General features: G+C 67.7%; 15 protein-coding genes. 8 read left to right on the plus strand and 7 right to left on the minus strand.

The window, feature by feature from the left end; genetic code table 11:
- Window position 1: 1 nt before the first annotated feature.
- From P7L68_RS00610 to P7L68_RS00635, 6 genes are all read right to left on the minus strand, one after another.
- Window positions 2-796 carry an ABC transporter ATP-binding protein gene (locus tag P7L68_RS00610; protein WP_371999065.1) on the minus strand — a complete coding sequence of 265 codons (795 nt, stop codon included), beginning with the start codon at window positions 794-796 and terminating at the stop codon, window positions 2-4.
- Window positions 793-1854 (minus strand): dihydrodipicolinate synthase family protein, encoded by a 1062-nt coding sequence (locus P7L68_RS00615; RefSeq protein ID WP_371999066.1) that lies wholly within the window; start codon window positions 1852-1854, stop codon window positions 793-795. The genes P7L68_RS00610 and P7L68_RS00615 overlap by 4 nt, the downstream gene beginning before the upstream one ends.
- A 25-nt stretch (window positions 1855-1879) precedes the next feature.
- Complete coding sequence (locus P7L68_RS00620) at window positions 1880-2734, minus strand: GNAT family N-acetyltransferase (protein WP_371999067.1); 855 nt, start codon at window positions 2732-2734, stop codon at window positions 1880-1882.
- On the minus strand, window positions 2721-3764 hold the full coding sequence (locus tag P7L68_RS00625; RefSeq protein ID WP_371999068.1) for an NAD-dependent epimerase/dehydratase family protein: 1044 nt from the start codon (window positions 3762-3764) through the stop codon (window positions 2721-2723). The genes P7L68_RS00620 and P7L68_RS00625 overlap by 14 nt, the downstream gene beginning before the upstream one ends.
- The gene (locus P7L68_RS00630) at window positions 3761-4582 is read right to left on the minus strand and encodes an ABC transporter permease (RefSeq protein WP_014752905.1); all 822 of its coding nucleotides are present in this window, start codon (window positions 4580-4582) and stop codon (window positions 3761-3763) included. Before P7L68_RS00630 ends, P7L68_RS00625 begins: the two co-directional genes overlap by 4 nt.
- A gap of 116 nt (window positions 4583-4698) precedes the next feature.
- The gene (locus tag P7L68_RS00635) at window positions 4699-5391 is read right to left on the minus strand and encodes a TetR/AcrR family transcriptional regulator (RefSeq protein WP_371999069.1); all 693 of its coding nucleotides are present in this window, start codon (window positions 5389-5391) and stop codon (window positions 4699-4701) included.
- Between the two features lie 175 nt (window positions 5392-5566).
- On the opposite strand from P7L68_RS00635, the gene P7L68_RS00640 reads away from it, so the two are divergent.
- The 8 genes from P7L68_RS00640 to P7L68_RS00675 all read left to right on the plus strand — a co-directional run bounded on the left by P7L68_RS00640 (window position 5567) and on the right by P7L68_RS00675 (window position 13070).
- Window positions 5567-6568: an ABC transporter substrate-binding protein gene (locus tag P7L68_RS00640; protein ID WP_371999070.1), complete on the plus strand. Its 1002-nt coding sequence runs from the start codon at window positions 5567-5569 to the stop codon at window positions 6566-6568.
- 129 nt (window positions 6569-6697) lie between these two features.
- Complete coding sequence (locus P7L68_RS00645) at window positions 6698-7399, plus strand: pirin family protein (RefSeq protein ID WP_371999071.1); 702 nt, start codon at window positions 6698-6700, stop codon at window positions 7397-7399.
- Between the two features lie 272 nt (window positions 7400-7671).
- Window positions 7672-9513, plus strand: a complete 1842-nt coding sequence (gene ilvD, locus P7L68_RS00650; protein WP_371999072.1) for a dihydroxy-acid dehydratase — start codon at window positions 7672-7674, stop codon at window positions 9511-9513.
- Window positions 9514-9765: 252 nt separating this feature from the next.
- A complete protein-coding gene (locus tag P7L68_RS00655) occupies window positions 9766-10704 on the plus strand; it encodes an ABC transporter substrate-binding protein (RefSeq protein ID WP_371999252.1) in 939 nt (312 codons plus the stop codon).
- Window positions 10705-10823: 119 nt separating this feature from the next.
- Window positions 10824-11600 (plus strand): ABC transporter permease, encoded by a 777-nt coding sequence (locus P7L68_RS00660; protein ID WP_062764148.1) that lies wholly within the window; start codon window positions 10824-10826, stop codon window positions 11598-11600.
- Window positions 11585-12385 carry an ABC transporter ATP-binding protein gene (locus tag P7L68_RS00665; protein WP_371999073.1) on the plus strand — a complete coding sequence of 267 codons (801 nt, stop codon included), beginning with the start codon at window positions 11585-11587 and terminating at the stop codon, window positions 12383-12385. The genes P7L68_RS00660 and P7L68_RS00665 overlap by 16 nt, the downstream gene beginning before the upstream one ends.
- Before the next feature lie 98 nt (window positions 12386-12483).
- Window positions 12484-12786, plus strand: coding sequence for a type II toxin-antitoxin system RelB/DinJ family antitoxin (locus tag P7L68_RS00670; protein ID WP_014752915.1), 303 nt, complete (start codon window positions 12484-12486; stop codon window positions 12784-12786).
- Entirely contained in the window at window positions 12783-13070 is a 288-nt protein-coding gene (locus P7L68_RS00675; RefSeq protein ID WP_014752916.1) for a type II toxin-antitoxin system RelE/ParE family toxin, read from the plus strand. The genes P7L68_RS00670 and P7L68_RS00675 overlap by 4 nt, the downstream gene beginning before the upstream one ends.
- 24 nt (window positions 13071-13094) lie before the next feature.
- Here the strand turns inward: P7L68_RS00675 and P7L68_RS00680 are convergent, their stop codons facing one another.
- A complete protein-coding gene (locus P7L68_RS00680) occupies window positions 13095-14876 on the minus strand; it encodes a thiamine pyrophosphate-dependent enzyme (RefSeq protein ID WP_371999074.1) in 1782 nt (593 codons plus the stop codon).
- Window positions 14877-14969 lie beyond the last annotated feature (93 nt).

The following is a 14969-nucleotide window of genomic DNA, read 5'->3' on the forward strand; positions in this document are numbered from 1 at the left end:
ATCAGCCCATGCCGAGCAGATGGTAGATGCGTTTTGTATAGGCGCCGAATTCCGGCGTTGCCTTCATGTCCAGCGTCCGCGGATGGGGCAGATCGATCGGGAAATGATCGGCCATCCGCGCAGGGCCGGCGGTCAGCACCGCGCATTGCGAGCCCAGGAACACGGCCTCCTGGATCGAATGGGTCACGAAGATGATGGTCTTGCGGCTCTCCCCCCAGATCCGCAGCATCTCCAGATTCATCTTCTCGCGGGTCAGTGCGTCCAGCGCACCGAAGGGTTCGTCCATCAGGATCAGCTTGGGGTCGTGGACCAGCGCCCGGGCGATGGCCGCGCGCTGCTGCATGCCGCCCGACAGCTCGTAAGGGTATTTGGTCTCGAAGCCCGACAGGCCGACCATGGCCAGCAGCTCGCGCGCCCGCGCCTCGGCCTCGCGCCGGGGCAGGCCCAGGATCTGCGCCGGCAGGATCACGTTCTGCAGGATGGTGCGCCATTTCAGCAGCAGGGCCTGCTGGAACACCATGCCGACATCGCGGCCGGGGGTGAAGGCGGAGGTGGCGTTGCCGATGCGGACCTCGCCCTCTTCGGCATCATGCAGCCCCGCCAGGATCTTGAGCAGGGTGCTCTTGCCGCAGCCCGAGGGGCCGACCAGCGAGACCATCTCGCCCTCGTTCACATCCATGGTCACATCCGAGACCGCGACGAATTCGCGGGTGCCGGTGCGATAGACCTTGCGCACACCCTTCAGCCGGATCAGCGGCTCGGGCGTGGTGTCGATGCGGGCGGCGTTTGCGGTCATGACAGCCAGCGCTCCAGGTTTTCGGCCACGAAGGCATCGTCGGACAGATCGGCATGCATCCGGCACACCCGGTCGAGTTCCGCGGCCTGGCCCGGGCTCAGCCCCTCTTCCGGGTCCAGGCACCAGATGCCGTCCAGCAGGCCCTGGCGGCGCAGGATCTCGTGACAGCCGGCGATGCAGCCGTGGAAGTCGTTCGCGACGTCGAAGAAGGCGGCGTTGCAGTCGGTGACGCGGGAATCGAGCGCCAGCAGATCGGCCGGCACGTCGCCGCCATCGGCTGCGGCCTTCAGACGCTCCAGCATCAAAACCGCCTGCCTGGTCCAGACCGACCAATGGCCCAGCAGCCCGCCGCGGAAGCGCAGCGTCACCGGCGCGCCGTCGCGCATCACCGTGAACGGGGTCAGCAGGTCGAGCACGATATGGTCGTCATTGCCGGTATAGAGCGTCACCCGATCTTCCGCCCGCGCCGCGACCACGCCGCGGATCACGTCGAGCGTGCGATAGCGGTTGAAGGGGGCGACCTTGATCGCGATCACATTGTCGATCGCCGCGAACCGCGACCAGAAATCGGCATCCAACGACATGCCGCCGACCGCAGGTTGCAGGTAGAAGCCGATCAGCGGGATCTCTTCCGCAACCCGGGCGCAATGGGCGATCAGCGCGTCGGTGTCCTGGCCCGCCATCGCCGCCAGGCTCAACAGCCCGGCATGATAGCCCAGCCCCGCCGCCGTCCGTGCCTCGGCCACCGCCTGACCGGTGGGGCCGGCCAGGCCCGCCACCATCACCAGCGGCCGGTCGGTCCAGGCCCGCGCATCGGCCATGGCCGCACTCAGCACCGGTTCGTACAGCCCCACATCGCGGATCGCGAACTGGGTGGTGTGCACGCCGACCGCCAGCCCGCCGGCGCCGGCATCGACATAATAGCGGGTCAGCGCCCGCTGGCGGCGCCGGTCGAAACGCCGGTCACGGTCCAGCGCCAGCGGGTGCGCCGGAATCGCGGTGCCGGTCCGGATCCGCTCCAGGATCTCCGGCGGCAGGGTCGAGCGGTGCAGGGTCATCGGACGTCATCCTCGAAGGAGGCCATTACCCGAATTCGGGGCCGGCGGCAGCATAAAGGTGAGCGGGGGTGCCAAGCGGCGTCGCCTGGGCCAGCGCCATGCGCAGGAACGGGCGGCGGGGCGTGAAGCCCCGGGCTCGCAGCAGGTCGGCGAGGCCGGCATGATGGTCGGCAAGATCGATGATCACCGGGCCCGAGACGGCCGCGATGGCCGCCTCGATCAGCCGCGCCGCCGTGCTCTCGTCCTCCGCGACCACCGGCCCGATCTGGGTGGCGATCCGGCCGGGGCGGCCCAGGGCGAAGCCGCTGCCCGCCTCTGCGATCAGCGCCGGTGCGCCGCTGGCGGCAAGCCCGGCGAGCAGGGCCGGGCGGGGGGCACCGAGCGCCGCGGCATCGGCCTCTGCGATCCGGGGCAGGTCGGCAGGGCCGATGTTGCGCATCCCCCCGGCCGCCCTGCCGCCGCCGGCGCCGTCCCATCGGGTCAGGCCGAACCAGGGCAGGAAGCCCAGCGGGCGGTAGACCCGTTCCCCTGCCGGTGTTGCATCCAGCACCGGCAGCAGGCCCCGTGCGCGGCAATGGTCCAGGCAGACCTTCAGGATCTGCGTGCCGAGCCCGCCGCCCCGCCGGTCGCCCCGGACCAGCACCATGCCGATCCAGGCGACCCGCGGCCCATGGGCGATCACCGCGCCGGTTGCGACCGGCGTTCCGCCCTCGGTGATGCCGAAAACCGTGCCCGACCGGAAGAAGGTCATCCAGTCGGCGGCGGTCTGGTTCCAGCCGGCCTCGGCCGAGAGCGCCCGGCAGTCATCAAGGGCGTGGGGGGCAAGTGCGTGGGGGGCAGGGGCGTGGGGGGTGAGCGGCGCCGGCTCAGTAGGTGCCATCCCGCACCTCGAACCGGGTCGGCTTGCCGAAGGCCGGGCGTTCCGCCGCCACCCAGTCCGCCACCCAGTCGATCATCCGGCTGAGCGGCACCAGCGGGTAACCGAACAGGCCGGCCGCCTGTGCCGTGTTGGTGAGCCAGGCGGTCGGCGCCTCGCAGCCGGTGATCACCGCGTCGCGGCCCAGCCGTTCGGCGAAGCTGCGCGCCAGCCAGCGCACCGCGATGGTCTCGGGCCCCGAGACGTTGATCGGGCTGGTGGGATCGGTGCAATGGGCCAGGCAGCGCAGCGCCTGGGCATTGGCATCGCCCTGCCAGATCACGTTGACATGGCCCATGGTCACGTCGACCGGCTCGCCGTCGCGGACCTTGCGGGCCACGTCGAACAGCACGCCATAGCGCAGATCCACGGCATAGTTCAGCCGGAACAGCCGGCCCGGGGTGCCGTAGCGTTCCGAGAAATGGCCGAAGATCCGCTCGCGCCCGATGCAGGAAAAGGCGTATTCGCCGGGCGGGTTCAGGATGCTGTCTTCCGTCGAGCCCTGGCTCGACACGTCGACGAAGGGATAGACGCAGCCGGTGGAGAAGGCGACGATCCGGCTGTCGCGGAAATGTTCGGCCACCATCGACGGCACATGGACGTTCATCGCCCAGGTCAGGTTGGCGGAGCCGGTGGCGCCGAATTTGCGGCCGGCCATGAACACCACATTGCGCAGCCGGGGCAGGGCGGCGATGGCGTCGCGGTCCATCAGATCGCAGGCGATCGTCTCGACGCCATGGGCTTCAAGGCTGTCGCGCAGGCCCGGCTCGCTGAACCGGGCGACGCCGATCACGCGCTTGTCCGGTGCGGCATTGCGGGCGAGGCGGGCGAGCGTCGGGCCCATCTTGCCGCCGACGCCCAGCACCATGATGTCGCCGTCGATCGAGGCGAGGTCGGCGCCGAGCGCACGCGACGGGCGGGTCAGGAAGTCGTCCAGCGCCTCGGGGCCGTCGAAACGGTCGGGGAAGGCGGCGTCGTCGAGCCAGACGGTCATTTCATCCTCGCATCCTTGGGGAGGAACAGGTGTTCGGCGGCGAGCACCGCGAGATAAAGGGCGAGGCCGAGCAGGGTCAGCATCACCACCGCCATGAACATGGCGGGCGTGTCGAGCGAGGCCTGAACCTGGATCATCAGATAGCCGAGGCCGCGTTCCGAGGCGATGAATTCACCCACCACCGCGCCGGCCACGGCCAGGATCGCGGCCACCTTCATGCCCGAGAACAGATAGGGCAGGGCGCCCGGCAGCTGGATGTAGCGGAAGGCCTGCCAGCGCGAGCCCTTAAGCGAGCGCACCAGGTCGAGCAGGTCGGGCTCCACTTCCTTCAGGCCGCGCGCGGTGGTCAGCAGGATCGGGAAGAAGCAGAGCAGGAAGGTGATGAGGATGTTGGTGCCGATGCCGTAGCTGAACCAGACGATCACCAGCGGCCCCAGCGCCACCTTGGGGATCATGTTCAGCGTCACCAGCAGCGGAAACACCAGCAGGGTCAGCGGTTTCGACCACGAGAAGGCGAGGGCGAGCGCCACCCCCACCACCACCGACAGCGCATAGCCGCCGAAGATCTCGGCCGCGGTCACCGCCGTATTGCCGAGCCAGTCATAGCCCTCGCCGCCGAGCGTGGCGAGGACGGCAGCCGGGGACGGCAGGATGAAGGCGGGCAGGTCTGCCAGGCGGACCGTCAGCTCCCAGAGCGCGATCGCGCCCAGATGGACGGCGACGACCGCCGCCTGGCGCCGGCGTGCCGCCGCCCGTTCGGCCTTCACCTCGGCCGCCGCACCCGCGCTGCGGGCGTCCTCCTCCACGAGGCTGGTCATGACATGCGTCCCTCTTCGAACAGGAGCTGGCCCATGGCGACGGGGCGTCCGGTTCCCTCGGCCCCCGCATCCCTCGACCACGGATCGAGGCTAAAACGGCCCGGTTATCGAGTCAACTAAACAGTTGACTGAATCTCACGAGGTGCGGCCGGCACCGGCCGCAGGGCGGAGAGCACGAAATCGATGACATGCCGCCGCCGCCTGGAGACCTCGCGGGCCGAATCCAGATTGGTGCCGAAGATGGCGGACAATGTGTGGTTGTTGGCAAAGAAGAAATAAGCGAGGCCGGCGATCGAGATATAGACGTTGATCGCATCCATGTCGTCGCGGAACACGCCGTCACGGGCGCCGCGGGTCAGGGTTTCTTCAATCATCACGATCAAGGGCGAATGCATTGCCTGAATCTGGGGGGCATCCTTGATATGCCGGGCCTGGTGGCGGTTCTCGTCGTTGAGCAGGGCGACCAGTTCGGGATGTTCGGCCAGATGATCGAAGGAGAAGCCGACCAGGCGTTCCATCGCCGCCACCGCCGGCAGGTCGGCCAGATGCAGCGCCTGTTCACGCGCGCGGATCTCGCCATAGACCTGTTCCAGCGCGGCGCGGAACAGGTCTTCCTTATTGCCGAAGTGATGATAAACCAATTGCTTGTTGACCCCGGCCCGCTGCGCGATCTCGTCGACCCGCGATCCGGCCAGGCCCTTGTCGGCGAATTCGGCGATCGCGGCGCTGAGCAAAGCGCGCCGTGTCGCCTCGGGATCGCGCTTCTGGCGAGCGGGGCGCTTGTCGTTCATCCGCGGGGAGTCGTTCATCGGGGCCACTTCCAGATTATCAACCAACCAGTTGATTTAACATTGCCCGGCGCCGGGGTGAAGCGCTAAGCTCGTCCGCGACAGGGCCGTAATGCCTTCCTTAGCACAATGGAAGCGGCGGTGCCGATCAGGGAAAAGTCTGGCCTCACCGGGAAAAGTCAGGGAGTTGAAGGGCATGAAGATCACGGAGACCTCCGCAGCCGTTGCCGTCGCCATGGTCGCGACGGTCTGGGCACAGCCGGCCGCGGCGGCGGAACAGGTCGATCTGGTGCTGAACTGGGTGCCGACCGCCGACCATTCGCCCTATTACTACGCCAAGGCCCAGGGCTGGTATGAAGAGGCGGGCATCGATCTCGACATCCAGACCGGCAAGGGCTCGGGCGTTTCGGCCCAGCGTGTCGGCGCCGGGGCGTCGAAGATCGGCATCGCCGACATGGCGACGGCCCTGCTGGCGAAAAGCAAGGGCGCCGATCTCACCGCGGTGATGGTGGTCTATGCCAACTCCCCGCAAGGGTTCTACTGGTTGAAAAGCCGCGGCATCACCGGCCCTGCCGACTTTCCCGGCCACAAGATCGGCAACCCGCCGAGCGATGCCTCGCGGGTGATGTGGCCGGCCTTCGCGCAGAAGGTGGGGATCGATCCCGGCTCGGTCAGCTTCGTGAATGTCAGCCCGCAGGCCAAGATGGCCTCGCTCAAGAGCGGCGCGATCGACGTCACCACCGATTTCTATAACGAGCACGACCTGAAGCTGCGCGAGTTCGGCGATGATCTGGGCTTCGTGGCCTGGCGCGATATCGGCATCAACCCCTATGGCAATGCGATCATCGTCAATGGCGGTTTCCTGAAGGACAAGCCCGAGGTGGTGAAGGCCTTCACCCGGGTCAGCCAGCGTGCCTTCGCCGCCTGCGTCCAGGACGTCACCCCCTGCCTTCAGGCCCTGCTGGCCGCCGCATCGGGGTTGACCGAAGCCAATCAGCGCGACCAGTGGAACCGGGTGAAAGAACTGATGCGCGACCCGACCACCACCGGCACGGCACTCGGCGCCTTCAGCCCTGAGCGGGTTGCGGCCGACTACCAGCTGGTCGAGACCTATTTCGGCATCGAAAAGCCCTTCGACGTGACCAGCGCCTATACCAACGACTTCCTGGACCCCGGGATCCGCATGACCGCGGAGTGACCGGCACGATTGTATCCATTTCAGACGCAGTCCGGCCGAAATCGGCCGGATTGTGGGATGTGGTGGTCGGGTCTATCTTCCTCTCAACGGTCCCGCGGTGGACCTCCCGCAAGCAGGGGAAACAGGATCATGACCACCATCATCCGTCGTGCAGAAGACCGGGGCCATGTCGATTTCGGCTGGCTGAACAGCCATCACAGCTTCTCCTTCGGGCATTATTTCGACCCGAACCACATGGGCTTCGGCCCGCTGCGGGTGATCAACGACGACCGGGTGGCCCCGGCCGGCGGCTTCCCCACCCATCCGCATCGCGACATGGAGATCATCTCCTATGTTCTGGAGGGCGGGCTTGAGCATCGCGACAGCCTGGGCACCGGCTCGGTGATCCGCCCGGGCGACGTGCAGAGGATGAGCGCGGGCACCGGCATCCGGCACAGCGAGTTCAACGCCTCGCGCACCGAGCCGGTGCATTTCCTGCAGATCTGGATCATCCCCGAGGCCGAGGGGCTGGCCCCCGGCTACGAACAGAAGACCTTTGCCGAGGCCGAGAAGACCGGCCGGCTGCGTCTGGTCGGCTCCCGCACCGGCCGCGAGGGCTCCATCACCATCCATCGTGATGTCGACCTCTATGCCGGGCTTCTGCCGGAAGGCGCCGCCGCCAGCCATGATCTGGCCCAGGGCCGCATCGCCTGGGTCCAGGTCGCCCGCGGCAGGGTGAAGCTGGGCGACGAGGTGCTGAAGGAAGGCGACGGCGCCGCCATCACCGGCGGCCGCATCGACCTTGCCGGGCTCGACGGCGCCGAGGTGCTGGTCTTCGACATGGCGGCGTGACGCCGGGCATATCATGGCGCCCGCCCCGAATCGGGAACGGGTCGGATCGTGCAATCCGGCGCGGGCGTCTTCTTGCGTGTTGCGGGCCATGATCCGGACCGGGGGCTTCGAAAATCGGCCGCGGCGGGTCATGAATGGAATTGAAGCGCGGCGACCCGGCTTACATAGTGTGGTATACCGTGCCCGCCGTCCCCGGGGCCGATTTCCGGGGCGGTACACAAGAAGCCCATATGCGCGCCCGTCTCCGCGCGCCGCGTCCTTGAGGATCCCCCATGCCCGCCTATCGTTCCCGCACCACCACCCATGGCCGCAACATGGCCGGCGCCCGCGGCCTGTGGCGCGCGACCGGCATGAAGGACGAGGATTTCGGCAAGCCGATCATTGCCGTGGTCAACTCCTTCACCCAGTTCGTGCCCGGCCATGTGCACCTCAAGGATCTGGGGCAGATGGTGGCGCGCGAGATCGAAAGCGCGGGCGGTGTCGCCAAGGAATTCAACACCATCGCGGTCGATGACGGTATCGCCATGGGCCATGACGGCATGCTGTATTCGCTGCCCTCGCGCGAGCTGATCGCCGACAGCGTCGAATACATGGTCAATGCCCATTGCGCCGATGCGATGGTCTGCATCTCCAACTGCGACAAGATCACCCCCGGCATGCTGATGGCGGCGCTGCGCCTCAACATTCCGGTGGTCTTCGTCTCGGGCGGGCCGATGGAGGCCGGCAAGGTGGTGCTGGGCGGCGAGAAGAAGGCGCTGGATCTGGTCGATGCCATGGTCGCCGCCGCCGACGACCGGATTTCGGAAGAGGACGTCAAGGTCATCGAGCGGTCGGCCTGCCCGACCTGCGGGTCGTGCTCGGGCATGTTCACCGCCAATTCGATGAACTGCCTGACCGAGGCGCTGGGCCTGTCGCTGCCGGGCAACGGCTCGACGCTCGCCACCCATGCCGACCGCAAGCGGCTGTTCCTGGAAGCCGGCCATCTGATCGTCGATCTGGCCCGGCGCTATTACGAACAGGACGATGCCACCGCTCTGCCGCGCAGCATCGCCACCCGGGCGGCGTTCGAGAATGCCATGACGCTGGACATCGCCATGGGCGGGTCGACCAACACCGTGCTGCACCTGCTGGCCGCCGCACAGGAAGGCGAGGTCGATTTCACCATGGCCGATATCGACCGGCTGTCGCGGCGGGTGCCGGTGCTGTGCAAGGTGGCGCCCGCCGTCAGCCATGTGCATATGGAAGACGTCCACCACGCCGGCGGCATCATGGCGATCCTGGGCGAGCTGGACCGTGCGGGCCTGCTGGATACCTCGGTGCCGACGGTCCATGCCGAGACGCTGGGCCATGCGCTCGACCGCTGGGACGTGAAGCGGACAGATGCCGTCTCGGTGCATGATTTCTACCGTGCCGCCCCCGGCGGCGTGCCGACCCAGACCGCCTTCAGCCAGGATCGCCGCTTCGATGCCGTCGATCTGGATCGCGCGGCCGGCGTCATCCGCGATGTCGACCATGCCTATTCGAAGGATGGCGGCCTGGCGGTGCTGTTCGGCAACATCGCGCTCGACGGCTGCATCGTGAAGACGGCGGGTGTGGACGAGTCTATCCTCACCTTCAAGGGCCCGGCGCGGATCTTCGAAAGCCAGGATGCGGCGGTGTCCGGCATTCTGGGCGGCAGGGTTGCCGCCGGCGATGTGGTGCTGATCCGCTATGAAGGCCCGCGCGGCGGCCCGGGCATGCAGGAAATGCTCTATCCGACCAGCTACCTCAAGTCCAAGGGCCTGGGCAAGACCTGCGCGCTGGTGACCGATGGCCGGTTCTCGGGCGGGTCCTCGGGCCTGTCGATCGGCCATGTCTCGCCGGAAGCGGCCGAAGGCGGCGCCATCGGCCTGGTGGAAGAAGGCGACATCATCGAGATCGACATCCCCGCCCGCCGCATCCATCTGGCGGTCGACGACGACACCCTGGCCGCGCGGCGTGCGGCGCAGGAGGCGAAGGGCTGGAAGCCCGCCCAGCCGCGCGCCCGCAAGGTGTCGAAGGCGCTGCAGGCCTATGCCATGCTGACCACCAGCGCAGCCCGGGGGGCGGTGCGCCGGATCCCCGCCGCGGACTGATCCCTCCGCCCGGTCCTGACGGCTGCGAACCCCCGCCATCGGCTGCGATGGCGGGGGTTCCTGCGTCTGTCGCCGGATCATTCTGCGATATGTATAGGCAATTGACGCCGGGCGATCCGCTGTGCTGCTATGAGTTTACGCAAAGCAACGACCCGCGGCACGATCCGCGGGCGCAGGGGTGACCGGGTCAGGACCATCAGTGTCCGTTCACATACGGGGGACCAGTTCATGAAGCTTCGTCGGACTATCGGCATGGCCGCCGCCATGGCCGGTCTGGCGGCCGTGGCGATCGCCGCGCCCGCCTCCGCCGAGACCACAAAGGTGACCATCGGCCTGTCGGGCTGGACCGGCTTCGCGCCGCTGACGCTGGCGAAAGAGGCCGGCATCTTCGAAAAGCACGGGCTGGACGTCACCCTGAAGAAGATCCCGCAGGCCAGCCGGCATCTGGCGCTCGCCTCGGGCGACATCCAGTGCGCGGCGACGACCGTTGAGACCTGGATCGTGTGGAATGCCAACGGCGTGGCTGCGAAGCAGATCTTCCAGATGGACAAGTCCTATGGCGCCGACGGCATCGCGGTGCGTGGTGGCGTGAACGGGTTCGCCGATCTGAAGGGCAAGACGGTCGCGGCCTCGGCGCCCGGCACCTCGCCCTATTTCCTGCTCGCCTGGATGCTGCACAAGAACGGCATGAAGATGTCGGATGTGAAGGTGGTGAACATGGAGCCGGGGCCGGCGGCCCAGGCCTTCGTCGCCGACCAGAACGATGCGGCGATGACCTACGAGCCCTATCTCTCCACCGTCCGCAACGCCCCCGACAAGGGCAAGATCCTGGCGACCACGCTGGATTATCCGGCGGTGATGGATACCGTCGGCTGCACCCCGGCCTTCCTGTCGGAAAACCCCGCCGCCGGCAAGGCGCTGGCCGACAGCTATTTCGCGGCGCTTGAGATGATCGCGGCCGAGAAGGACAAGGCCTATGGCATCATGGGCGCCGATGTGAAGCAGACCGCCGAGGCCTTCGGCAATTCGGCGCAGTATCTGCGCTGGCAGGACAAGGCGGCGAACCAGGCCTTCTTCGAGGGCGAGTTCAAGACCTTCTCGGCCGAGGCGGCCGATCTGCTGCTCGAAATCGGCGTGATCAAGCAGAAGCCGGATCTCGACGCCATCGTCGACACCAGCTACATCAAGTAACACGTGGCCGGTGATTCGCGGGGGGGTGATCCGCGGGGGGGTGGGGGCACGGCCCTCCGCCCCCTCCATCCGCGGCCTCCGTCGCTGTCTCTCTCCGACCCAAAGACCTGGTTGAACCCATGCTCCGACCTTTCGAGCCGGTCAGCCCGCGCACGCGGATCCTGCTCGGCATCGGCTTTTTCGTGCTGTTCACGGCCGGCTGGGCGGTGGCGACCTTCGGCGGCTTCGTCTCGCCGACCTTCCTTGCCGATCCGCTCACCATGCTCGCCGATGGCTGGTCGCTGCTGGCCGACCAGGGCTTCCTGTCCGATATCGGCATGACCGTCTGGCGGGTGGTGGGCGGCTTCGCCATGGCCGCCGTCATCGCCGTGCCGCTCGGCATCGCCATGGGCGCCTACAAGCCGATCGAGGCGCTGTTCGAGCCTTTCGTCTCCTTTGCCCGCTATTTGCCGGCCTCGGCCTTCGTGCCGCTGCTGATCCTCTGGGCCGGCATCGGCGAGATGCAGAAGCTGCTGGTGATCTTCATCGGCTCGGTCTTCCAGATCACCCTGATGGTGGCGGTGCAGGTCGGCGCCACCCGGCGTGATCTGGTCGAAGCGGCCTATACCCTGGGTGCGCGTGACCGCGGCATCCTCCGCCGGGTGCTGCTGCCGGCCAATGCCCCCGACATCGCCGAGACCCTGCGCCTGGTGCTGGGCTGGGCCTGGACCTATGTCATCGTGGCCGAGCTGATCGGCGCCTCCTCGGGCATCGGTTACATGATCATCAACTCCCAGGCGCTGATGGCCACCGGCCAGATCATCTTCGGCATCATCGTCATCGGCGTGATCGGGCTGATTTCCGACGTGTTGTTCAAGCTGGCGAATCGCCGTCTCTTCGCATGGCGGCTGGCATGAGCGGCGGGCTGATCGTCGAGAACGTCAGCCGCACCTTTCCGGGTGTGCGCGGCGGCAAGCCGACGCTGGCGCTCCAGCCCACCGATCTGGTGGTGCCGGACAATGATTTCGTGTCGATCCTGGGGCCGTCGGGCTGCGGCAAGTCGACCCTGCTCAGGATCATCGCCGGGCTCGACCGGCCGTCGACCGGGCGGGTGACGCTCGACGGGCGTGAGATCACCGGCCCCGGCGCCGATCGGGGCATGGTCTTCCAGTCCTACACTCTGTTTCCCTGGCTGACCGTCGAACAGAATATCGGCTTCGGCCTGCGCGAGAAGGGCATGGCAGAGGCGGAGCGGCGCGAGATCGTCGGGCGCTTCATCGATCAGGTCGGGTTGCGCGGCTTCGAAAATCACTGGCCCAAGCAGCTCTCGGGCGGCATGCAGCAGCGCACCGCCATCGCGCGGGCGCTGGCCAACGACCCCAAGATCCTGCTGCTCGACGAGCCCTTCGGCGCGCTCGACAACCAGACCCGCGGGCTGATGCAGGAACTCCTTCTCGGCATCTGGGAAAGCGCCCGCAAGACCGTCATCTTCGTCACCCACGACATCGAAGAGGCGATCTTCGTGGGCTCGCGCGTCATCACCATGTCGGCCCGCCCCGGCCGGATCAAGGCGATCACGCCGGTGCCGCTCGCCCATCCGCGCCATTACACCGTCAAATCCAGCCCGGACTTCAGCGAACTCCGCGCAAAGCTGACCGAGGAGATCCGGGCGGAGGCGATCCGGGCGGCGGGGGATCATTGATCGCAGCCCCCGTTACCGGGGGGGCTTGTCGTGGAGCGCGGGCGAGCTTATTGTCATTCAAGTGAATGACACCCGGCCTCTCGCGGCAGGAGGATAGAATGGCGGTCACGGCTCTGGTTCAGGCGCGCATCGACGCCGAGGTGAAGGAGAAGGCGAGTGCGGTGCTCGACGGTGTCGGGCTCACCCTCTCGGATGTCGTGCGCATCGTCCTGACCCGGGTGGCGCGGGAAGGGGCATTGCCCCCCGGCCTCGTCACCGATCCGGCCACCCATGATGCCTGGTTCCGCGCCCGGGTGCAGGAGGCGCTCGACGACACGGCCGGCGATCTCTCTCATGACGAGGTGAACGCCCGTCTTGCCGCCCGCCGGGAGGCAGCGCTCCGGCGGGCCGGCGGCGCGTGAGGATCATCTGGTCCCGCTTCGCGGCCCTGGACCGCGAGCGGATTTTCGACCGCATCGCCGCGCATGATCTTGGCGCGGCGATCGGTATCGATGAACGAATTCAGCAGCAGTCGTCGGATCTGGCCCGGTTCCCGCAGCGGGGCCGGCCGGGCAGGATCCCCGGGACCCGCGAACTGGTCATCCACGGCACGCCTTACATCCTGGCCTATCGGCCGGGTGAAGAGACCGTCCGGCTCCTGCGCCTGCTGCACGGCGCCCAGCTCTGGCCCGACGAGCTGGAGTAACGGCCCGTCGCGCGATTGCCGTCGTCACTTCCGCCCCGCCTCGATCATCGTCCGCAGCGGCTCGGCCGCAAGAGCGGCTTCGATCTTTTCCCGGCCGGGGGTTTCGGGCAGGGCCTCGCGCAGATTGCGGGCATGGGCTTCGGGCAGGCGCGGCGGCATCATCGGCTCGTAAGGGTCGACGATCGCATCGATGACCACCGGGCCGGGGGTGGCGAGTGCCTGGTCCAGCACCGCATCCACCTGGTCCGGGTCGGATATCGTGAAGCCACGCCCGCCCATGGCCTCGGCGGCTTTGGCGAAATCGATCGGCTGCAGCTCGCAGGCGAATTGCGGATTGCCCAGGAACATCATCTGCTCCCAGGCGATCTGGTTGAGCATGCCGTTGCGGATCACCAGCAGCTTCAGGTTCAGCCCGTGGCGCACGGCGGTGGAGAACTCGCCCAGCTGCATGGCGAAGCCGCCATCGCCGACGATCGCGAAAACCGGCCGGTCGGGATAGGCCAGACCGGCCGCAATGGCATAGGGCAGGCCGCAGGCCATGGAGGCGAGCGTGCCCGAGACGGCGTAATCCTGCCCGGGACCCAGCGGCACATGCCGGGCGGCAAGCTCGGTGTTCTGGCCGCTGTCACTGGTCAGGATCGCCTCGGGCGGCAGCCGCCGGCCCAGCGCGCCCACCACCACCTGCGGCTTCATCGGCACGTCGTCCTGGCGCTCGGCCGCGCGCATCATCTCGCGCCAGCGCGCCATGCCGTCCTGGGCGCGTTTCAGGAAGCTGCGATCCTGCTTGCGCTCCAGCTTCTGGTTCAGCAGATGCAGGCTTTCGGCCGCATCCCCCACCAGCCCGGCCTCCACCGGATAGCGCAGGCCGATGCGCTCGCCGTCGCGATCGATCTGCACCGCCCGTGCCTGGCCCGGTTCCGGATAGTATTCGATATAGGGAAAGGTCGATCCCACGATCAGCAGGGCATCGCAGCCCTCCATCGCTTCCTCGGACGGCAGGGTGCCGAGCATGCCGATGCCGCCGGTCGAATGCGGGTGGTCGTCGGGCAGGATCGCCTTGCCCAGCAGCGCCTTGGCTACCGGCGCGGCCAGCAGGTCGGCGGTCTTTTCAAGCTCTGAAACCGCACCGGCGGCCCCCTGGCCGACCAGGATCATCACCCGTTCCGCCCGGTTCAGGACCGAGGCCGCCAGCTCCACCTGATCGGGATCGGGCAGGCTGCGGCCGTGGAAGCGGCGGTTCGACACATGGCCCGGCCGGTTGCGCGACGATCGCGGGCTGTCTTCCAGCCTCTGACCCTGCATGTCGGCCGGGATCGACAGATGGGCGACGCCGCGGCGGGTCAGCGCCGCGCGGCAGGCGAGACCGGCCACCGTCTCCATATGCGCGGCATCGGCGACCCTGGTGTCGAAGACCGCGATATTGCCGATCATCCGCGTGAGGTCGATATCCTGCTGGGTGAAGCTGTCGATCAGGTCATGGGCCTGCATGCCGGTGATCGCCAGCACCGGCGCCTGATCGAGCGCCGCATCGCACAGCCCGGTGATCAGATGGGTGCCGCCGGGACCGGAGGTCGCCAGGCAGACGCCGAGCTTCCCGGTGAATTTGGCATGGGCGGACGCCATGAAGGCGGCGCTTTCTTCATGCCGGGTCTGGATGAAGCGGATCCTGTCCTGACGGGTGCGCAGCGCCTCCATGACGCCGTTGATGCCGTCGCCCGGCAGGCCGAAGACGGTATCCACCTCCCAGGCGATCAGGGTCTCGACCAGGATGTCGGCGGCGGTGAGGGCGGGGGAGGGGGCGGTCATCGGGCGATCTCCGATCTGCGGGGATGTCCCGGGCGAACGCCCGGGGGCCGCGCATGTTCCTCGAAATGTTCTCTGGAAACCTTCCGGCATATG

This window comes from Tistrella mobilis (genome assembly GCF_041468085.1).
GTDB lineage: Bacteria > Pseudomonadota > Alphaproteobacteria > Tistrellales > Tistrellaceae > Tistrella > Tistrella mobilis_A.